The sequence below is a fragment of the Segatella hominis genome (assembly GCF_004535825.1).
Taxonomy (GTDB): domain Bacteria; phylum Bacteroidota; class Bacteroidia; order Bacteroidales; family Bacteroidaceae; genus Prevotella; species Prevotella hominis.
In genome coordinates this window covers 25,956-45,920 of the sequence record NZ_SGVY01000006.1, presented here as the reverse complement: position 1 = coordinate 45,920, position 19,965 = coordinate 25,956, and the positions used below count along the sequence as shown (strand labels likewise).

Annotated in this window: 16 protein-coding genes and 1 tRNA gene; 7 read left to right on the top strand and 10 right to left on the bottom strand. The window is 40.2% G+C overall.

Annotation, left to right across the window (positions count from 1 at the left end; all coding sequences use genetic code 11):
- Positions 1-8 precede the first annotated feature (8 nt).
- The 6 genes from menA to htpG form a co-directional block, all read right to left on the bottom strand.
- Positions 9-932 (bottom strand): 1,4-dihydroxy-2-naphthoate octaprenyltransferase, encoded by a 924-nt coding sequence (gene menA / locus EXN75_RS03490; protein WP_134842788.1) that lies wholly within the window; start codon positions 930-932, stop codon positions 9-11.
- A gap of 4 nt (positions 933-936) precedes the next feature.
- Positions 937-3,282 carry a putative porin gene (locus tag EXN75_RS03485; protein WP_134842787.1) on the bottom strand — a complete coding sequence of 782 codons (2,346 nt, stop codon included), beginning with the start codon at positions 3,280-3,282 and terminating at the stop codon, positions 937-939.
- A 98-nt stretch (positions 3,283-3,380) separates the two neighbouring features.
- Positions 3,381-3,677 carry a mechanosensitive ion channel protein MscS gene (locus tag EXN75_RS03480; RefSeq protein WP_246031278.1) on the bottom strand — a complete coding sequence of 99 codons (297 nt, stop codon included), beginning with the start codon at positions 3,675-3,677 and terminating at the stop codon, positions 3,381-3,383.
- 31 nt (positions 3,678-3,708) lie between these two features.
- Entirely contained in the window at positions 3,709-4,587 is an 879-nt protein-coding gene (locus EXN75_RS03475; RefSeq protein WP_134842786.1) for a DUF4468 domain-containing protein, read from the bottom strand.
- Positions 4,588-4,658: 71 nt separating this feature from the next.
- Positions 4,659-4,747: transfer RNA gene (locus EXN75_RS03470), tRNA-Ser, on the bottom strand.
- A gap of 533 nt (positions 4,748-5,280) precedes the next feature.
- The gene (gene htpG / locus EXN75_RS03465) at positions 5,281-7,338 is read right to left on the bottom strand and encodes a molecular chaperone HtpG (protein WP_134842785.1); all 2,058 of its coding nucleotides are present in this window, start codon (positions 7,336-7,338) and stop codon (positions 5,281-5,283) included.
- Positions 7,339-7,559: 221 nt separating this feature from the next.
- Between htpG and EXN75_RS03460 the strand changes: the two genes are divergently transcribed.
- A complete protein-coding gene (locus EXN75_RS03460) occupies positions 7,560-8,084 on the top strand; it encodes a sigma-70 family RNA polymerase sigma factor (protein WP_246031277.1) in 525 nt (174 codons plus the stop codon).
- Positions 8,085-8,747: 663 nt separating this feature from the next.
- On the opposite strand, the gene EXN75_RS03455 is transcribed toward EXN75_RS03460, so the two are convergent.
- Positions 8,748-10,214, bottom strand: coding sequence for an aminoacyl-histidine dipeptidase (locus EXN75_RS03455; protein ID WP_134842784.1), 1,467 nt, complete (start codon positions 10,212-10,214; stop codon positions 8,748-8,750).
- A 173-nt stretch (positions 10,215-10,387) separates the two neighbouring features.
- On the opposite strand from EXN75_RS03455, the gene EXN75_RS03450 reads away from it, so the two are divergent.
- From EXN75_RS03450 to nth, 3 genes are read left to right on the top strand one after another with little or no spacing between them, the layout of a single operon-like run.
- Entirely contained in the window at positions 10,388-10,582 is a 195-nt protein-coding gene (locus EXN75_RS03450; RefSeq protein WP_022109776.1) for a hypothetical protein, read from the top strand.
- Positions 10,583-10,605: 23 nt separating this feature from the next.
- The gene (locus EXN75_RS03445) at positions 10,606-11,214 is read left to right on the top strand and encodes an OmpH family outer membrane protein (RefSeq protein WP_134842783.1); all 609 of its coding nucleotides are present in this window, start codon (positions 10,606-10,608) and stop codon (positions 11,212-11,214) included.
- 7 nt (positions 11,215-11,221) lie between these two features.
- On the top strand, positions 11,222-11,869 hold the full coding sequence (nth, locus tag EXN75_RS03440) for an endonuclease III (protein WP_118117434.1): 648 nt from the start codon (positions 11,222-11,224) through the stop codon (positions 11,867-11,869).
- Positions 11,870-11,943: 74 nt separating this feature from the next.
- On the opposite strand, the gene EXN75_RS03435 is transcribed toward nth, so the two are convergent.
- The 3 genes from EXN75_RS03435 to EXN75_RS03425 all read right to left on the bottom strand — a co-directional run bounded on the left by EXN75_RS03435 (position 11,944) and on the right by EXN75_RS03425 (position 17,033).
- Complete coding sequence (locus EXN75_RS03435; protein ID WP_134842782.1) at positions 11,944-12,840, bottom strand: GYF domain-containing protein; 897 nt, start codon at positions 12,838-12,840, stop codon at positions 11,944-11,946.
- Positions 12,841-12,876: 36 nt separating this feature from the next.
- Entirely contained in the window at positions 12,877-14,199 is a 1,323-nt protein-coding gene (locus tag EXN75_RS03430; RefSeq protein WP_118117438.1) for a clostripain-related cysteine peptidase, read from the bottom strand.
- A 152-nt stretch (positions 14,200-14,351) separates the two neighbouring features.
- Entirely contained in the window at positions 14,352-17,033 is a 2,682-nt protein-coding gene (locus EXN75_RS03425) for a valine--tRNA ligase (protein ID WP_134842781.1), read from the bottom strand.
- Between the two features lie 176 nt (positions 17,034-17,209).
- Here EXN75_RS03425 and mazG point away from each other — a divergent pair, with 176 nt between their 5' ends.
- From mazG to EXN75_RS03410, 3 genes are all read left to right on the top strand, one after another.
- A complete protein-coding gene (gene mazG / locus EXN75_RS03420; RefSeq protein WP_134842839.1) occupies positions 17,210-18,166 on the top strand; it encodes a nucleoside triphosphate pyrophosphohydrolase in 957 nt (318 codons plus the stop codon).
- Between the two features lie 198 nt (positions 18,167-18,364).
- Positions 18,365-18,928: a lipocalin-like domain-containing protein gene (locus EXN75_RS03415; protein ID WP_134842780.1), complete on the top strand. Its 564-nt coding sequence runs from the start codon at positions 18,365-18,367 to the stop codon at positions 18,926-18,928.
- A 68-nt stretch (positions 18,929-18,996) separates the two neighbouring features.
- A complete protein-coding gene (locus EXN75_RS03410) occupies positions 18,997-19,911 on the top strand; it encodes a ribonuclease Z (protein ID WP_134842779.1) in 915 nt (304 codons plus the stop codon).
- Positions 19,912-19,965: the final 54 nt, after the last annotated feature.

Below are 19,965 nucleotides of genomic sequence, written 5' to 3'. Positions count from 1 at the left end.
AAGCTTTGTTATATAAATATTACAGAAAGTATGGCTGCAACTGATAGAATGCCAAAAACTAAAATGTTACGGGCTGTCAAGCCGAGTACCTGATTTAATTTTGCTCCCTTGTTGATTCTTTTCATCTCTTGATAGGATTGCCGGTGTAATATGATATATATAAGGTATATAGCATACGTCGGAATGAACTTGTCGATTTGATATAAATCGAAGAATACGAGGATGATCATGATACCTGCAGCGATGTATCCTATTGATTCGTATAGTCTTCTTGTCTTGCTTTCTCCCAAACGTACTGCAAGGGTTATCTTGCCGTTGCTCCTGTCATTGTCAATATCTCTGTAATTGTTGACTATCAATAGTGCGTCTATTGCTAAGCCGCAGGCTATGGATGATGCGATCACTTCACCTGTTGGGATTTGTTGGTGGAGAGGCATGCAGACGTAGTACGTACAGCATACAGGAATGATACCGAAAAACAGAAGTACTAAAATATCACCCAATCCGTGGTAGCTGAATAATGTGGTGTAGAGAAAGCAAAATACGACACATGCTATTCCCACCATCACCATTTCCAGTCCTCCGTATAATATAAGCGGTATTCCTGTCATACATCCCAAAAGGGTTGTAATGAGGATTCCCCACACCATAGCGTCGGATGTTATCCATCCTTCCGAACATGCTCTTTTAGGACCTAATCTCGTCTCGTCATCATTACCTTTTTTAAAATCAAAATAGTCGTTGACAAGGTTTGAATCAATCTGCATGATCCATGCAAATAGCAAACATAAGATTGCAGGAATCCAATTGAATTGTTCGCTTGTATTTCGCCACGCGAATGCAGTTCCTATCATGACAGGAACTGCAGCCGCTGAAAGCGTCTTGGGGCGTGTTGCTAAAAGCCACGCTTTTACAGAATTCGTTTTTACCATTTTATTAGTTAAAGAAATTCCAACTTACTCCAAATCTGAATACCCTTCCATTGATAGGGTAGTGAGGTGTCAAGAAATAATTTCTGTCTCCCTGTCCAGCATTGATGTGACTCATCATGACAAAGAAACGGGTATGCTTGATGAATGCATTGGCATAGACATTGACTATCGGATAATTGCCTACCTTTACGTTCTTGTCACCATTTCCCTGGACAACATATTGTCCCATATATGGAGAATAGTCGGGTGCTGTGTAGCTCGTGAAATATCGGGCATCTGCACCTAAGTCTATATGCAAAACTTTTGCGATAGAGAATTTGATATATAAATTGGTGTAGATATCCAAGTCTGGTACCGGTACAACTTCTTCCTTGCTTGAATGCTGGTATGTGACTACGTTTTCCCAATTCAGTATGCCCAACTTAAAGTCCTGTTTTAATTGTGCAGTAAGTAAATTGATAGGACTTGAACTCTGCATAGGCGTTACTGTAACGCCAGTTCTCAAACCTTCATCGGTAATGGTATAACTCTGACTCAAATAAGTATAATTCTTGATTTCGTCAACGGCAACACGTAACGAAGTGCGAGTCTTGTTGAATCTTAATGTTCCCATGATGCGGGTATGAATGATCTTGTCGAGATCGTTTTCCCACCAGAGGTGTCGAGAATGATACTTTCTATAGTAAAAAGATGGATTCTCGCGATGGAAGAAAGCATCTCCAATAATCGAAAGTGTATCTCCAAGGAAAGGGATATTTACATCCAGATTCCCATCTACTGCCAAAGTACCCGCATCTTCGCCTGCGATTCCTATTTCCGCAATGGCATTATAATGTAATAGTTTTCCTTGTTTTTTACTGAGTTGACCACCAACACTGAAGGTGTGTTCGTTATATTTCTCTATACCGCCATCCATTGTAGGCAAGTCGAAGTGGCGCATGTCGTAACTTGCAAAAGCTTTGATACCTGCTTTGGCCCATTTGCTGAAGCCCTCTAAAGTAGCTAATGCAAAGGTATTCTTCATTTCCCAATGGCGGGTCTTGTCGTATATAGAGTCTCCTGTCAACTTACCCACGTTGTAGTATTCGTTTAAGTAAAAGTTCGCAGGGGTCTGATAAGCAGTGTATATACGCTTGTAATTGTCAAACTTGAGCGTATGGATAAAACTTGTGACTGGTACGTACTCAGTTTTATAGAACAATGAGTCTTCCTTGGCCTTCTTTTGGATGGCCAATAAGCTATCAGCTGCAGCTTTACCGTTGACTGCTATTCTGGTTGTATCTGTTTTCAAAGTGCCAGCATTAGCTTCCACTGCAGGTTCGTTGCCTGCAATTTTAGCACCTTCTGGTCTTCCGGTATATTTGGTTTGTTGTGCTTTATCAAATTCCTTTTCGTCAAATTTCTTTCCGGCTTCTTTCGCCTTTTTTCTTGCCTCTTCTTTTGCGTCGCTTTCTGCATTATCTTTTGCAGATTCCATAGCGAATTTTTTAGCCTTGATTTCTTCTTCTGTCATTTTTACTTTGCGTTTGAAACCTAAGCTATAGCGATGAGATAAGAAGATATGCTGATTATCGTTTCTGTTCCAGTTCTTCTCTAAAACCGTTGGAATTTCGTTTTCAGAAAATGTTTCTTCGAAAATTTCCGGGTGCTTGATATAGTCATCGTCTGTAATACCTCCATTCTCTGTCACCTTCTGGTGGAGGGTACTGAGAAGCAAATGTGCCTGATATTGGTTACCAATGTAGGAAGCCCACATGGTATATTTGAAGTGACTGGTACTTTGTGCGTTATAGTAACCACGTCCGTATTTGTAGTCGAATTTGAATCCTGCTCCCAATCGCTTATTGGCATTGATTGCAAAGATGGCATGGAAATCGTCCTCACCATTGGTGCGATTACCACATGAGTTGAGTGTGATGTTGGTGATTTGTGAGTATGTGTTGGTGAAATGAAAATCGCTGACAGGCGTATTGAAATATGAATAAGGTTCTGTGAAGAGGAATTGTCCCTGAGTGTTTCTGCGATCAATAAAAATACGTCCTATTCTCGGAGAACCCATGTTTCCTAAGGTGTTGTATTCTCCGCGAAGTCCTTCTGTGAAAGTGGTATTCATGTACATATGCTGAAGTGTATCTACTACAGCATCTTGCTGGTCGCCGAATCTTTCATCTACCGTCCAAACTTTAATTCCTTTTGGAATTTCCTGGTTGGAGCCGAGTGAATCTGTACTTATTCTTCTTTCGGAAGCTGGGCGGAAATCTCCATCTTCATTGATTGAGTTAAAATCAGTTTGTGCTGCAACTGAGGTAGTTGCAGCACAAAATATCATTGTAGTGAATATTTTATTCATTATGTAGGTATTCATTTACTACTTTCTTATTCCTAATATATGGTTTTCTCCTGATTCTTGAACAGACTAAACCTAATATCATTTCTTAAAACCTTATGTTATTTCTTAAATAGTCTGAGACAGACTTCAATAATTTTAAGAACAACTCCTGCAATCAGTACAATGGTACTTGCAGTTTGATATTCTGTTTGAGTCCAAAGAATGAGTCCGATGACAGCCAAAAGCATGAATGCAATGTTGAGCTTGTTTCGAACTTTCAGCATCTTATCTCTTCCATCATAGTCTATGAGGCGTCGCTGACGATGTTGGGGTCTGACGGCATAAGATGTCTTTGTTTCGTTATTCTCGTTGGATTCAGTATTTACTGTATCCTGTATCTTGTTATCTTCTTGCATTTTGAAAGAATTGTTTTAAACAACTTGAAAGTTAATTTTTAACTAATGCTTTTATGTCGCTGAATATCTGATCCTTACGGTCAATAGTTCTCTTGCGGAATTTGCCAAAGATGCGTGCTAAACCATTCTTTTTCTTATTGAGTGCATAGCGATCAGAAATTACATTTTCTGCTGGCTCCTTAAAACCAGTAGAGCGTCCTTCTTCATAATTATAGATGATTCTAGACAATGTAACGGTCAAAGAGTTATCTGCAATTTGTGCAACCAACTGATATCTGAATTCAGTTCGGTCGAGGGAAAGGAATGACTGACTGAAAACAAGCCATTCATCCATGGTATTTGCTATGATGTTCTCTTTTGGATTGACAAGTGCAACTCTGCTTGCTATATTATTCTTGTCTTGTGTCAAATTGCTGAAGTAATTGTACACAAGATCATAAATCTGTTTTGCAGATTTCCCGTTAGCATCTGTTTGCATCGTAAATTCGATTTTACCATTTTCATCAGTTGGTATTGCACCCTCCAAATACTTTGGGTCGTCTTTCAGTGTAACACCATTTTTTGTAACCGTTTTCTTGGCAACTTCGTTTTGCTTTTCTACTTTAGGGACAATCCAACCTTGGTTTGTCTCTGCAGGTGTGGTGTTGCTTTCGACATTCTTTTGCTGATTTTTGACTACAATAGTTTTACCATTAATTGTAGTAGATGCTGGCTCATTTGCAATGGATGGTTCCAGTTCTTTATCTGTACCTTTCGCTTTTTCAGCGGCAGCCTTTGCTTCTTCAACTGCTTTCTTGGCTTCTTCCAATTGTTTTTGAGCTTGTTCCAACTTTTGTTCTGGTGTCAAAACAGTCTGTGCTGACATCATCAAAGGGAGAAACATGAATATGGTGAGAAATACTTTCTTCATGATTATTTTGCTTTTAGAATCTTTTTCCGCTCAATTAATGGCGAAAACAGAATGGTTATAAATGATATGTGCGGAAGATGAGGGATTCAAACCCCCGATACCCCGTAAGGGGTATACCGGATTTCGAGTCCAGCGCATTCGGTCACTCTGCCAATCTTCCATTCTCTGGTAATTTAGCATGATATATATTCATACTAACCTTAAAACATTGCAAAGATAGTGTTTTTTGATGTTATAGCAAAATTTATGACGTATTTTTTAACAATATTAACCTCAGTTTCTTTGTTGTTCATTCAATGGATAAGTTCAATTGGTGTTTTGGATCATATTGTAAAAGATGAAGGAGTGGTACTTTTCGGAGGTACTGTTGCTATTTGACTTGTTTCCTGATGCTAAGTGACTTGTTTCCTGATGCTAAGTGACTTGTTTTCTGGTGCTAAATGACTTGTTTCCTGATGCTAAGTGACTTGTTTTCTGGTGCTAAGTGACTTGTTTCCTGATGCTAAGTGACTTGTTTCCTGATGCTAAGTGACTTGTTTGCTGATGCTATCTGACTTATTTATTGTTGCTGTTTCCCTTTATTTCTTGAATTTGTAATCTATGATTCTGATTTGTAAACATAAAAATCCCCTTCTGGAAAGCATTTGATTGTCTTTCCGGGAGGGGAATTATTATATTCGGTAAATAAATCTATTATTTGATCATATCAACGCTGCGCTTCAAGAATGCTTCGAGACCTGCGCCCTTTAGCATACCGTTTTGCAGCAAAGCAAGGTCAATCAGTTGGTGAACAATATTGTTGTCCTTGGCGTAATTGCCTATGATTTCATCGCGCTTACCTTTTTCATCGCTGATAGTCTTTTCGGTTTGATGAACATCATCCTTTTCCTGCTGGGTAATCTCCTCTGGTTTCTTCTTGGTCTGTTCCTGATGAAGAACTGCCAATCGAGCCTCCTGACCTTTGATCTCTGCCAAAATAGGCTTGAGTGCTTCTGCAGTATTGCTTTCTGAATCAGCCAAAACATTCTTTATCAGAGTATGGTCTGAGTTCAAGATGATGGTGTAGCTGTCAGGCATCTCACCATAGAAGTTCATACCTTGCTGGAACTGACTCATGGTCTTCATTCTTCGCATCCACTCGTTCTGTGTGATGACTACCGGTTTGCTGTTCTCACCCAAAGCTTGCACTTCAACGGTGAATTCCGTTTTTTCTATCTTAGGAAGTTGTGAGCGGAATACTTGTGTCAGATTGTCGGTCTGCTCATGATTGAGGTCTGTCTTTTTGGCATCTTCTTTCACGATAAGGCGCTCAATTGTATCAGAATCAACGCGAACAAAACGAGATTTCTCAAACTTTTGTTCAAGCATGTTCACCATTGGAGTATCCAGCTGACCATTCATCAAGAGCACAGAATATCCCTTGTCCTTTGCAGCCTCGATATATGAGTACTGCTCCTCTTTGTTGTTGGCATAGAGATAAATCAGGTTGCCTTCCTTGTCAGTCTGGTTGTCCTTGATAACGGTCTTATATTCGTCAAATGTAAAGTACTTGCCATCTACGTCCTTAAACAAGGCGAAGTCTTTAGCTCTATCATAGAAATCTTCCTTAGACAACATACCGTAGTTGATGAATATCTTGAGGTCATCCCATTTCTCTTCGTATTCCTTGCGGTTTTCCTTGAATATAGAATTCAGACGATCTGCTACTTTCTTTGTGATATAGGTAGAAATCTTCTTGACGTTGCTGTCGCTCTGTAAGTAACTGCGGCTTACGTTCAATGGAATATCCGGTGAATCGATGACACCATGAAGCAAGGTAAGGAACTCTGGTACGATGCCCTCAACTTGGTCTGTCACAAATACCTGGTTGCAATACAACTGTATCTTATTGCGTTGCATGTCGATACTGTTCTTGATACGTGGGAAGTAGAGAATACCAGTCAGGTTGAATGGGAAATCTACATTCAGGTGAATCCAGAACAGAGGCTCGTCGGACATAGGGTAGAGGGTACGATAGAAATTCTTGTAGTCCTCGTCTTTCAATGTACTTGGAGTCTTAATCCATAAAGGTTCTACATTATTAATAATGTTGTCTTCCTCTGTTTCGACATTTTTTCCATTCTTCCATTCAGTTTTCTTTCCGAATGCCACAGGTACGGCCATGAACTTGCAGTACTTGTTCAGCAATTCCTGAATCTTGTTTTTCTGAAGGAATTCCTTGCAGTCATCTGCTATGTGGAGGATAATATCCGTACCTCTCTCGCTCTTTTCTGCATCTTCAATTTCGAATGCAGGAGAACCATCGCAGCTCCATTTTACGGCTTTAGAACCTTCTTTGTAGCTCTTGGTAATGATTTCCACCTTGTTGGAAACCATGAAAGAAGAATAGAAACCGAGTCCGAAGTGACCAATGATAGCATTGGCATTCTCCTTATATTTATCAAGGAAATCAGTAACACCTGAAAAAGCTATTTGGTTGATGTATTTATCTATTTCCTCTTCAGTCATTCCGATACCATGATCGCTGAAGGTCAATGTACCAGCATTCTCGTCAAGAGAAACTCTTACTGTAGTGTCTCCAATTTCTCCCTTGAAATCACCTTGAGCAGCAAGTGTTTTCAACTTTTGTGTGGCATCTACTGCATTTGACACCATCTCACGGAGAAAGATGTCATGGTCTGAATAAAGAAACTTCTTGATGACAGGAAAAATATTTTCTGTCGTTACTCCAATATTACCTTTTTGTGCCATAATTATATGTTTTAATTTTAAATTTACTATTCTTATCTTATGTTTTTGTGTTTGCCACTTACAAAAGGCGTGCCAAAGAGTGATTAAATGTTTCTTAATGTATCTGAAATGTTTCATTTATGACTTTTTGGCTCAAATTATTTCTTATAAAATTTGGTTGCTTTGTTTTTTTTATTACCTTTGCAATCAATTTAATGATAAACTTTTGAAACAACACAATCATGATGCAACAATTTCAATCTAAATCCGATTTGATCGCTGACTATTATTCTCAGCACTACGAAGAAGTGAAAGCTTTCGTTTCTTCTCGATTACAATATGCAGATGATTCTGAAGATGTCGTTCAGAATATCTTTCTGCGCCTCTTGCAAATGGACAAAATGATATCTTCTGTCACTTTGCCTTGTTTGGTATATACGGTTGCCAGAAATTTGATTTGTGATTATTGGCGTCATCGTCAATGTGTGTATGATTATGAACATTTCTTCGTGAACTCTCCTGCTTCTCGAATTTGCACTAATACGGGTGAATCAATCTATTCGGTCCTGCAAATTAACGAATTGCTTGAACGTGGAATTGCTCGCTTAAGTGAAAATCAACGTAAGATTTATCGGATGAACGTATGCGATGGAATGCAGATTAGTGAGATAGCAATCAAGTTGGATGTTAAATATAAGAATGTAGAAAATCGTCTTTGTGCTGCTCGTAAAGAGGTTAGGAAATATATGAAGTGTATGTTGGCTTAATTGGTGATTTAAATGAAAGATGTTGTATTCATATAAAAATAGGAGAAATTATCATCTTATAAGTGATAATTTCTCCTATCTTTTTGTAGCTGTTGCCACAAAAGCATTGAGACAACGTAAATTTCTTTGTTTAGCTAATCATAAGTTAGTTATACCAAATTTCTCCGCCCATTACGTTTTGGGTCATTAACACAGTTTCTTGAATAGGTGATGCGATTTCTACATACTCACCATAGATCTTAGCATTTTCTGTTTTCATTTTCTTTAGGTTTGTGATTTAATAAATGTTTATCTTTGTACTTATACTTTGTCTTAAGAAAACAAACATGTTATCTTTAAGACATTGCAAAGTTAATCATTATTTTTCAGATTATCAAGTATTTACCGCATTTTTTTTACGTTTTTAACAGTATTATTTTTCTTTTGGCATATTTATGCGTCTTTTTTCTATTTTTGCTGAATTTAGTATATTTTATGATTCTGGATAAAAGAAAAGTAGGTGCGTCATAAGCCGCATCATGTAAACTAAAAAAGTCCCACAGACTTTAAATATTTACATAGATATTTATGGCGGAAAGACCAAATCTGTGTATATCTGTAAATCTGTGGGACTATGTGCTATTAGGCTATCAGCCCGTACTAATCTTGCCTGTTACTTAACTTTTATCCTTTGCGTGGTGCATTGTGGAGTATTTCCAGAAGATGATCCCATACCATCTGCACAGTTGGGATATAGAGTGCTTCCTGTGGAGTGTGTACTTCTCGGAGAGTAGGACCAAAGCTAACCATGTCCAAATCAGGATATTTTTCTGAGAAGAGACCGCATTCCAGACCTGCATGAATACCCTTGACTAATGGTTTCTTTCCGAAAAGTTTTTCGTAACTCTTGACGGTGATTTCCGTGAGTTTGCTATCTGTACGCATTTTCCATGCTGGATATTTGTCGCCTACAGTAATTTTAGCTCCAGCCAGCTGGAAAGCAGCTTTCACAGTATTGGTCATGTTTTCCAGATTGCTCATCACATTACTGCGTTGTGAAGCTACGATGTCAATAGAGTTGTCTGTAGTTATCACACTGGCAACATTGCTGGAAGTTTCTACCATCCATGCAATAGCTTCATCCTGGCAGGTTGTCAGCGGACCGTTATCTACTGCTTGTAATGCCATGATGAACTTTTCTGCTGTTGCTTTTTCGATGACAGGAGATGGCTCTGCAGATTCCATATTGAAGACCATATCCTTTTCTGTAACATGGAATTCTTCTTCAACTTCTGATGCAAAGATGTTCCAGTCTATACGAACCTGTTCTTTTACCTCATTCTTGATAGCTAATACGACCTGACCATCACGAGGAATGGCATTGTGCATCTTACCACTATTGAAGTTGACTAATCTGATGTCGCCGTTAAACTTTTCCATCTCCAAATACAGGAAGCGGGCGAGAAGTTTGATGGCATTGGCGCGCTTCTTGTTGATGTCATCACCAGAGTGACCGCCATTTAAGCCTTTCAGACTCAATTTGATGAAGAAGTAACCAGCAGGAGCTTGTTCGCGTTCAAATTCAAACGTAGCGTGAATGGTTTGTCCACCAGCACAGGAAACGAAAATCTGTCCTTCATCCTCAGAATCCAGGTTGATGAGCATTTTGCCAGTCATAAAACCTGCCTCCATGCCATGAGCACCTGTTAAGCCAGTTTCTTCATCGCGTGTAAACACACATTCAATAGGACCGTGTTCGATCTCATTGCTGTCGAGGATAGCCAGTTCTATAGCGCATCCAATTCCGTCGTCAGCCCCCAGAGTAGTTCCCTTAGCTCTTAACCATTCGCCATCTACATAAGTCTGGATAGCATCCTTGGTAAAGTCGATATCAACATCTACCAACTTGTCGCAAACCATATCCATGTGACTCTGAAGAATGATGGTTTCTCTGTCCTCATATCCAGGTGTAGCAGGCTTTCTGATGATCACATTGCCCGTTTTGTCAACGTTGGTTTCAAGATTTCTGCTTTCGCCAAAATCTTTGAGGAACTCAATCATCTTTTCCTCGTGCTTAGAAGGACGAGGTATTTGATTGATTTTTGCGAATTGCTCGAAAACGCATGATGGTTTTAACTCATTTTTTTCCATATCAATATGTTTTTATATTATTGTTGTACTATTAATAACTTACTTTTTTTAGAAAAGAATGTTATTTTATTTATAATTACTTACTATTTCTGGCTTTTTATTTGGGATATTCCCCAAAAAATATTACCTTTGCAACCAAATGTGCTAATTAAAGCACTGCAAAATTAATAAAAATGGTAAAGATATTCCTATTTAGTGTGTTAATAATTGCTATTTGTATAGCATTGTTATCAGTTAAGTTGATTTTTAGGAAGAACGGAAAGTTCTCTTCCCAGCATGTGCATGATAATCCAGGCTTGCGCAAGCAGGGCATTCATTGTGTCATTGATCAGGACAGAGAGGCTCGTCAGGCAGGAAAAGCATATTAAGTAATAATAAAATTATAGAAGAAATGAAAAAGAACATTTTGGGGTCAGTGGCATTTGCTGCTATGGTCGCTTTGTCACTAACATCTTGCAACAAGTCACAGCCACAGGTTGAAGCTAAATCTGAAAGTAAGGCTCCGGCTGAGTTAAAGATTGCTTATGTTGAGGTGGATTCTATCATGACTCAATATAAATTTGCAAAGGAGTATGCTGCAATTCTTGAAAAGAAGAGTCAGAACATTCAGGCTACTCTTGCACAGAAGCAGCAGAACTTGCAGGCTGCCGCTGCTAATTTCCAGCAGCAGATTCAGCAGAATGCTTTAACTCGTGAGGCTGCTGAGCAAAGACAGGCTGCTTTACAGAAGCAGAATAATGATTTGCAGGGATTGCAGCAGCGTTTGAGCAACGAGTTTGCTTCAGAACAGGAGAAGTACAATAAGGCTCTTCATGATAGCATCGCTAATTATCTGGCAAGATATAATAAGGATAAGAAATATAGCATTATCTTCTCTAAGAGTGGTGACAACTTGCTGTACGCAGACAAGGCTTATGATATTACCAATGAAGTAATCTCTGGTCTTAACAAGGCTTACAAGAGTACACTCCCTGCTGCTACTCCAGCTGCAAAGAAGTAATATTATTATGTTAAGAGACGAGCGGTATCAATTTGTGTTGGATTACTTTCGGCAATCCATGCCACATGTAACCACGGAGTTGCAGTTTGGTAGTGCATTTCAGCTTTTGGTGGCAACCTTGCTTTCGGCTCAATGTACAGACAAGCGTATCAATATGGTTACACCTGCTCTTTTTGCCCATTATCCTGATGCAAACAGAATGGCTCAGGCTGAGGAGGATGACATCTACGATCTGATTAAATCAGTCAGTTATCCTAATGCCAAGGCTAAGCATTTGGTGGAAATGTCACGTAAACTGGTATGTGATTTTAATGGAGAGGTTCCTTCCGAAATGGCTCAGTTGGTTACTCTTCCTGGCGTAGGGCGAAAGACAGCAAATGTGATACGGGCAGTTTGGTTTGGTAAGGCTACGATGGCTGTTGATACGCACGTTTATCGCGTAAGTCACCGTTTGGGCTTAGTTCCTAAAACCGCTGATACTCCTCGTAAAGTAGAAGATTACCTGATGAAGCATATTCCAAAGGAAGATATTCCTAATGCTCATCACTGGTTACTCCTGCATGGTAGGTATGTTTGTAAAAGTGCTAACCCAGATTGTGGTAAGTGTCAGTTTACAGATATCTGTCCTAAATTGCTGAAAAACAGTAAATTATAAATATGGATACAAAAAATCCCAAACAGTTGGTTGATATTCAATCTCTGTTTGGGATTTTTTGATGTTTTATCTTTTTATATTAATTCCAGAATCTTATCGATAATTTTATCTATTGTAGTAGAATCAGTAGCTTGATCTATTTTCTGATTTATCTTTTCCTCGATTTTCTTGCTCACCTTGTCTGCAGCCTTATCCATAGCCTGATTGGCTCTGTCTTCCAACTTCTTCTGGATATTTCCGCCCAAATCTCTTTCATCAGTTGTGCTTTCGCCCAAATCTTTTTCATCAGTAGTGTTTTCACTTGAATCGTACTCGTCAGAACTGGTATTTTCTGGGTTGTTTCCTTCCAATGCTTTTACCATGTCGTCAGAATTCATAGTAATGACTTTTCCGAAAATTCCATAACTTACTGTATGTTCTTTGTCTTGAATAGTCACAGTACCTTTCGAGAAAATCAGATAGTTATGATATTCGAAGAGATTGTCAAGTGCCGAGTCAATAAAATTACCAGCAAGCATTCTCGCCATCATTCCAAAACCTTGTGAGAAGATATCATTGCCATTAGATGTTGTTGCTTTTTCCACGGCTTTACTTACTTCTGTGCGAATGGCATTTTCATGTGATTCTTTATTCGGATTTGTCAGAGCCATGATAATGAGGAGAAGCAAGACAAGTCCACCGAAAATTTTGAGCAAATAATGATTTTGCGGTTTCTTTTCCTCTTTATAGGGAGCCGAAGGGGGTGTTGGCGGAATTGCTGTTTCTTGTTGCATGCCTGTGGAAGAAGCATTCCTATATTCATTTGTCTTTTCATTCAAAATGTAACGGAGTTCAGAAATAGTCCAGGCTGGTTGCCAGTCTTTCATACCTTCTTTCCATACTAAGGTTTCTGATGAAATACCCATTTCTGCAAGTTGGGCTATCGTATATGGTCCTTCTTGCTGATTATTTAATATAACAAAGAATTTCATTTGCTTATGATATTATATATAATGTATGGTCTTCTTTTATTCATGTGTAGCTTTCCACCAGCCAGTTTTCTCTTTACCTCTGATGGCAACAGGATGCTGGCTTGGGTCAGAAATTGAAAGACCGCAATAATTCTTGATCTTAATTGTTACTTCTGGATACTGTCTTAAAGCTGTATATGCGCAATCAGTATGTGCTGCAGCTTTGACTGTTTTCTTCAGTTGGTTGCTGAATTGTTCTTTCAGATAACCATTTGGTCTCAAACTGTCAACATATACAGCCATGTCATAGGTCAGATGTGGCAAGAAACCATCGAGTGGCTGGATGGAGTCGAGAGGAATCGTGGTATCTAATGTATATTTTTGATTGATTTCTTTCATTACATTTGCCAGCTCATCTAATTGTCTGCAATCGATGGCAGCCATATTGCAATATGGAAAATTGCTATTCTTGTAGAAGTTTACGATGCCATTTACAAGACTGCTATAGTTTGGTGTCGTTCCATTAAGATAGCTCCACATTGAGCGGTAAGGAATTCCTTTTGCCATGATTTCACTACTGGTAGCGACGAGATAGTTGGTAACATCTTTCAACTCGTAGGCGGTTTCTATATTGCTCATGTAGCAGACGTCGAAGAGGATGTATTGCATCTTCAATCCGCTCTCTCTGATGCCTTCGGCAAGGGTGCTGATATCCATGGCGTTTTCTGCCAGGCTCACACTGCCGAAGAAGCGGGTGAGGGGGGCGTTGGGATCAGGACCAAACTGAATGCCGCTGAAAGAGGAGATACCGGTAGCAGAATAGCCGGTAGCTGAATTGTCGGCTGCGGAATAGCCGCTCAAGGCGCTATCGCTTGGTCGTGTTACGCTTGGACGTGCATAGTAAGGGTATTTGTTCCAGTCGCTGGCATAAGTCCATCCACAACCATGTGCTCCCACGATGAGGGCATAGTTCAGTGCACTGGCTTGCGTTTTCACCTCGTTCAGAATATCTGCGATGCCCTCGGCTGAGGCATACGAAGCACCCTCGTATTCCTTCAGGGGAACACGGTCCACGCTTTTGGTAGTAGCATTATATTGCAAGTCATAGAGCGTGCTGTGGTTATATTTATCGCTTAGGAACACCAGAACGCGGGAATTGTTGAGTCCCTTTCTGTCGATGATGCCATCGCAGATGCTGTCGATGTTGTTCTGCAAATAGCCCAATAATTCCGTGCTGCTTTTGCCTCCCGTCCATGGATAGAACGCCAGGATAGTCTGCTTGTTGACGCTATCCGTATCAAAAGCCTCTTCGCTGCAACCCGTAAAAGTCATCGCGAGCGAAATCATGCATATAAATAAGGTGAAAAGCTTCTTGATCATGTTTATATCTAAAAAGGTTAAATGTTTAGTGCTTAGCGTATGACACACTAAACACTAAACATTATTTATAATTATTTTCCGTAATTATGTCTCTAATTATATCTATAATTATTTCTAACTATGTCTATAATTACTTCTAATTATGTTTCTAATTACTTCTTCTTGAGCTCCTCGATGGTTGCCTTGAGGGCAGCAATCTTCTCTACAGAGTCGCTCTCCTTCTTGCGCTCCAGAGCTACAACCTTCTCTGGAGCGTGAGCCACGAAGTTCTCATTGCTGAGTTTCTTGCGTACACCCATCAGGAAGCCTTCTAAGTGCTTGAGCTGAGCTTCTGCCTTCTCAATCTCGGCAGCTACGTCGATAAGGTCGCCCAAAGGAACGGCAAACTCGTCAGTACCTACCATGAAGCTGGATGCATCAGCGCTCTTTTCTGCAATGACCTCAATCTTGTCGAGGTTAGCCATCTTGAGAGTTACCTCATTGAAAGCTTCGAAATCGTTCTTGCCAACTACCTGGAGAGACAACTGCTCCTTCTGTGCAATGTTCTTCTGGTTGCGGACAGTACGAACACCGGCGATAATCTGCTTCACTGCGTCGATGTCTGCTGTCAACTTCTGCTCCTCGGCTGTAGGTGCAGGCATCTCCAGCTTCTCGCGCATGATGCTCTCGCCATCCTTGCGGTCGTAGATGTGCTGCCACAACTCCTCGGTGATGAATGGCATGAATGGATGCAACATCTTCAGGAGGGCATCGAAGAAACGGAGGGTAGCGTCGTAGCTCTTCTGGTCGATTGGCTGACCATAAGCTGGCTTTACCATCTCCAGGTACCAAGATGAGAACTCATCCCAGAACAACTTATATACAGTCATCAGAGCCTCAGAGATACGATATTCCTTAAACTGCTTCTGCATCTCTTCGTTTACCTCCTTGAGTTTAGCGTCAAACCACTTCACTGCGATTTCTGCGCTCTTAGGCTGCTCGATGTCGGCTGTTTCCCAACCCTTAACAAGACGGAAAGCATTCCAAATCTTATTGTTGAAGTTACGTCCCTGCTCGCAGAGGCTCTCGTCGAAGAGGATGTCGTTGCCTGCTGGAGCGCTGAGCATCATACCCATACGAACACCGTCGGCACCAAACTTATCAATCAGATCGAGTGGGTCAGGTGAGTTACCGAGACTCTTACTCATCTTACGGCCAAGCTTATCGCGAACGATACCTGTGAAATATACGTGCTTGAATGGCATCTTGCCACGATACTCGTAGCCAGCCATAATCATACGTGCTACCCAGAAGAAAATGATATCCGGACCAGTTACGAGGTCGGAAGTAGGGTAGTAGTAGTTGATCTCCTCGTTGTCAGGATTTTCAATACCATCGAACAATGAGATAGGCCACAACCATGAAGAGAACCAAGTATCGAGGCAGTCGCTTTCCTGCTCAAGATCCTCAGCCTTGATGTTGGCGTTCTTTTCCTGAGCGAGCTTCAATGCTTCCTCTGCAGTTTCTGCTACTACGAAATCCTTCTTGCCAGCGTTGTCGAAGTAGTAAGCTGGGATGCGGTGACCCCACCAGAGTTGGCGGCTAATACACCAGTCCTTGATGTTCTCCAACCAGTGGCGATAGGTGTTCTTATACTTCTTAGGATAGAACTCAATATCATCGTTCATTACTGGAGGGAGGGCGATGTCTGCAAAGTGCTGCATCTTGAGGAACCATTGTGTAGAGAGCTTTGGCTCAATAGGCACATTGGTACGCTCAGAGAAGCCCACCTTATTATTATAATCCTCAATCTTCTCCATCAAACCAGCATTCTGAAGATCGATAGAAATCTGCTTGCGCACGTCCATGCGGTCCATACCTACATAGAGACCAGCAGCTTCGCTGATAGTACCGTTGTCGTTGAAGATGTCGATGGTTTCCAAACCATGCTTCAAACCGAGAGCGTGGTCGTTGATATCGTGAGCTGGAGTTACCTTCAAGCAACCTGTACCGAACTCGATATCTACGTATGTATCTTCGATGACTGGAATCTCACGGTTGACGAGAGGTACGATGACGTGCTTACCCTTCAACCATGTATTCTTCTTGTCCTCTGGGTTGATACACATGGCTGAGTCGCCCATGATAGTCTCAGGACGTGTAGTAGCTACTACTGCATAGTAACCCTTCTCATCCTTGTGAATGACGTTCTCTTCATCTACCTGCTGGCAGTCTTTCTCTACTACGTAATACTTCAAGTGATAGAGCTTAGAGTGCTCGTCCTTATAGATTACCTCCTCGTCAGAGAGTGCAGTCTGAGCCTTAGGATCCCAGTTGACCATGCGCACACCACGATAGATGAGACCTTTCTTGTAAAGATCGCAGAATACGTGGATGACGGCGCGAGAACGGGTCTCATCCATAGTGAATGCTGTGCGATCCCAATCGCAGCTGGCACCGAGTTTGCGGAGCTGTTTCAGGATAATGCCACCATGCTCGTGAGTCCAGTCCCAAGCGTGCTTGAGGAACTCCTCGCGAGTAAGGTCAGTCTTCTTGATGCCCTGCTGAGCGAGGCGGTTGACTACCTTAGCCTCGGTAGCGATACTGGCATGGTCTGTACCTGGTACCCAACAAGCGTTCTTACCTTCCATGCGTGCACGGCGAACGAGAATATCCTGGATCGTATTGTTGAGCATGTGTCCCATGTGAAGCACACCTGTAACGTTTGGTGGAGGGATAACCACTGTATAAGGTTCACGACCATCTGGCTTTGAGCTGAAAAGCTTGTTGTCGAGCCAGTACTGATACCATTTACTTTCCACTGCTTGTGGATCGTATTTACTTGCTAATTCCATTGCTTATATCTAATTTTTATTCTTTTTCTTTCTTTTTCTTTAAAAAACAGTGCAAAGATACTACTTTTTGGGCGAAAAACACTATCTTTGCATCAAAATTATTAATTTTTGCACATTTTCTTAACGTGATAGTTGGAGATGCGCATGATGAACCTTTAAAGTTGAATATGAATAAAATGCATACGAAAGAAGAAAAAATGGCAGCGTTCAGTCGCTTGTTGGATGTGCAGGACCGTCTGCGACTGCAATGCCCATGGGACAGAAAGCAGACATTCGAGAGTCTTCGTCCGAATACAATCGAGGAGACTTTCGAACTCTGTGATGCACTGATGAAACGCGATTATAAAGATATCAAGAAAGAGTTGGGTGATGTTTTGGAGCATGTGATGTTCTACAGTATCATCGGACGAGAAGATGGTGAGTTTGATATCTGCGATGTTTGCAATCAGGAAGCAGATAAACTGATGTTCCGTCATCCATTTATCAATTGGAACGAGGAAGGAGAATGGAGCGTATCCAATCCTGATATGTATATCAACGAAAATGGACAGGTGGTTTATAAAGAAGAAAAATGTGAGTCAGAGGATTCTGCTTCTGATGATGACCAGAACTCTTTGGTTAAGGCGGGTTCAGTCAAACCTAAAACATCAACTGCTGTTGAGAAAACCTGGGAACAGATTAAGCAGCAGGAGAAGGATGGAAATGAAAGAGTGCTTAGCGGTGTTCCTAATGCCTTGCCTTCTCTTATTAAAGCTTATCGCATACAGGACAAGGCAAGAAATGTTGGTTTTGATTGGAAAAACAAAGAGGATGTTTGGGATAAGGTTCAGGAGGAACTTGATGAATTGAAAATAGAATTGGCAAAGGAAGATAAGGAAAATTCTACAAAGGAATTAGGTGATTTCCTTTTTTCTGTGATCAATGCAGCCCGTCTCTATAAACTGAATCCCGATAATGCACTTGAACATACCAATCAGAAATTCATTCGTCGCTTTAATTATGTGGAAGATCATACCTTAAAGAAAGGAAAAAATCTGAAGGATATTTCATTGGAAGAAATGGATCTACTTTGGAATGAAGCTAAATCTTTAGAGAAAAATGAAGGTCAATCTAAAGAGGTGAATAAAGACTGATCTTTTCTATTAAGATAAGAGTGATTAAATCTATAGATATGAGTGATATAAATAAGAGTAATGGTAAATCTATAGAAAAGAATGGTTTTGATTTTTGATAACATTCGGAATATAGATAATCCTGCGATTATTGGTTATCCTGCGATTATAGACTATATCGCGAATATTGATAAAAATAAATAATAAGGAGATTTAAATATGAAGAAATTATTTTTTATAACAATAGCTGTGGTAAGCCTGTTTATTGTTAACAGTTGTAAGGAACGTAAAACGTCCAATGTCATTTCTGTTGTTGATTCTGCAGATGTTGATGTTCCGGACTCGACAATATATGGTATTTGCGGTGACGGCACCACAATGCATAATCTTCAATTGATAACAGATGCTGGAGATACCATGAATGTTTTTATTGATGATGAAGAACCTAACATCGTGAAAGGTGGTTTGTTGGCAGGTGACAGAATCGCTTTGATATTGAATGGTCAAAAAAATGAAGAACTGGGCGATGTGGCTGCTCAGCAGGTGATTAATCTGACTTCCCTTCTCGGAAAGTGGACGAGTCTGGATAAGAATTTTGAGATTATTGAAGGCGGTGAGGTCAAGAATCATGTGAAGGCAGAACAGAATCCTTGGACATCCTGGAAGATTCTCAATGGTAAGTTGTTGCTCAACAAGGATACTTTCATGATTGATGAATTAGGCCCTGACAGTATGTATTTGGAAAATAATGCTGGAATCTTTACTTTCAAGCGTCAAGTATAATATATTTCCAAATGTTGGGTATAAGTTTCTTGTAAGAGGAAAATAATTAACGTTATAGATAACTTTTAATGGAACCTTTTAGAATTCATATATTAGGGTGTGGCAGTGCATTGCCCACCCTTAAACATTATCCTACTTCGCAAATTATTGAATTGCGAGGAAAGGCTTTTATGATAGATTGTGGTGAGGGTGCACAGATACAATTCAGGCGCTCCCGCATTCATTTTGGGAAGATTAATGCCATCTTCATTTCTCATCTCCATGGTGACCATTGCTTTGGCTTGCTCGGATTACTTTCTACCTTTGGAATGTTAGGTCGAACCTCTTCTTTAAAAGTCTATGCACCAAAAGAATATGAGAGTTTGTTTAAACAACAGTTAGATTTCTTTATGACGGGTATGGAATATAAAATCGAGTTTATTCCCGTTGATACCAAGGTGTCTGAAATTATCTATGAAGACAAGTCTCTTACGGTAGAAACAATTCCACTTCAGCATCGCGTTCCTTGCTGTGGATTTCTGTTCCGTGAGAAGGCTACATTGCCCCATATCCGACGTGACATGATTGACTATTATGAGATACCGGTAAGTCAGATTAATAATATCAAGTTAGGAAAAGATTGGATTACATCGGATGGAAAGGTTATTGACAATAGCCAATTGGTTACTCCAGCAGAAACGCCAAGAAGTTATGCCTATTGTAGTGATACAAAGTATATGCCTGAGCTTTATAAAAAAATACAGGATGTAACGGTACTTTATCATGAGAGTACTTATGCTTCGGAGAGTGAGGATAGAGCCAAACTTTATTATCATTCCACTGCTAAACAGGCTGCTCTTGTTGCTAAAGCAGCCAATGTTGGTAAACTTCTTTTAGGCCATTATAGTGCAAGATATAATTGTGAAGCCGTTTTGCTCAATGAGGCAAAAGCCGTTTTCCCTCATAGTTTTTTAACTCAGGAAGGGGATGTCGTAGAGATTTAAATGGCCTACAAAAAAGAAATTTGCAAAAAAAATATAAATCTGATGCAAGATTTT

What these genes read in the sequence shown, in the direction of transcription:
- menA (WP_134842788.1), bottom strand. Translation starts at nt 932, where the DNA reads ATGGTAAAAACGAATTCTGTAAAAGCGTGGCTTTTAGCAACACGCCCC.
- EXN75_RS03485 (WP_134842787.1), bottom strand. Translation starts at nt 3,282, where the DNA reads ATGAATAAAATATTCACTACAATGATATTTTGTGCTGCAACTACCTCA.
- EXN75_RS03480 (WP_246031278.1), bottom strand. Translation starts at nt 3,677, where the DNA reads ATGCAAGAAGATAACAAGATACAGGATACAGTAAATACTGAATCCAAC.
- EXN75_RS03475 (WP_134842786.1), bottom strand. Translation starts at nt 4,587, where the DNA reads ATGAAGAAAGTATTTCTCACCATATTCATGTTTCTCCCTTTGATGATG.
- htpG (WP_134842785.1), bottom strand. Translation starts at nt 7,338, where the DNA reads ATGGCACAAAAAGGTAATATTGGAGTAACGACAGAAAATATTTTTCCT.
- EXN75_RS03460 (WP_246031277.1), top strand. Translation starts at nt 7,560, where the DNA reads ATGATGCAACAATTTCAATCTAAATCCGATTTGATCGCTGACTATTAT.
- EXN75_RS03455 (WP_134842784.1), bottom strand. Translation starts at nt 10,214, where the DNA reads ATGGAAAAAAATGAGTTAAAACCATCATGCGTTTTCGAGCAATTCGCA.
- EXN75_RS03450 (WP_022109776.1), top strand. Translation starts at nt 10,388, where the DNA reads ATGGTAAAGATATTCCTATTTAGTGTGTTAATAATTGCTATTTGTATA.
- EXN75_RS03445 (WP_134842783.1), top strand. Translation starts at nt 10,606, where the DNA reads ATGAAAAAGAACATTTTGGGGTCAGTGGCATTTGCTGCTATGGTCGCT.
- nth (WP_118117434.1), top strand. Translation starts at nt 11,222, where the DNA reads ATGTTAAGAGACGAGCGGTATCAATTTGTGTTGGATTACTTTCGGCAA.
- EXN75_RS03435 (WP_134842782.1), bottom strand. Translation starts at nt 12,840, where the DNA reads ATGAAATTCTTTGTTATATTAAATAATCAGCAAGAAGGACCATATACG.
- EXN75_RS03430 (WP_118117438.1), bottom strand. Translation starts at nt 14,199, where the DNA reads ATGATCAAGAAGCTTTTCACCTTATTTATATGCATGATTTCGCTCGCG.
- EXN75_RS03425 (WP_134842781.1), bottom strand. Translation starts at nt 17,033, where the DNA reads ATGGAATTAGCAAGTAAATACGATCCACAAGCAGTGGAAAGTAAATGG.
- mazG (WP_134842839.1), top strand. Translation starts at nt 17,210, where the DNA reads ATGCATACGAAAGAAGAAAAAATGGCAGCGTTCAGTCGCTTGTTGGAT.
- EXN75_RS03415 (WP_134842780.1), top strand. Translation starts at nt 18,365, where the DNA reads ATGAAGAAATTATTTTTTATAACAATAGCTGTGGTAAGCCTGTTTATT.
- EXN75_RS03410 (WP_134842779.1), top strand. Translation starts at nt 18,997, where the DNA reads ATGGAACCTTTTAGAATTCATATATTAGGGTGTGGCAGTGCATTGCCC.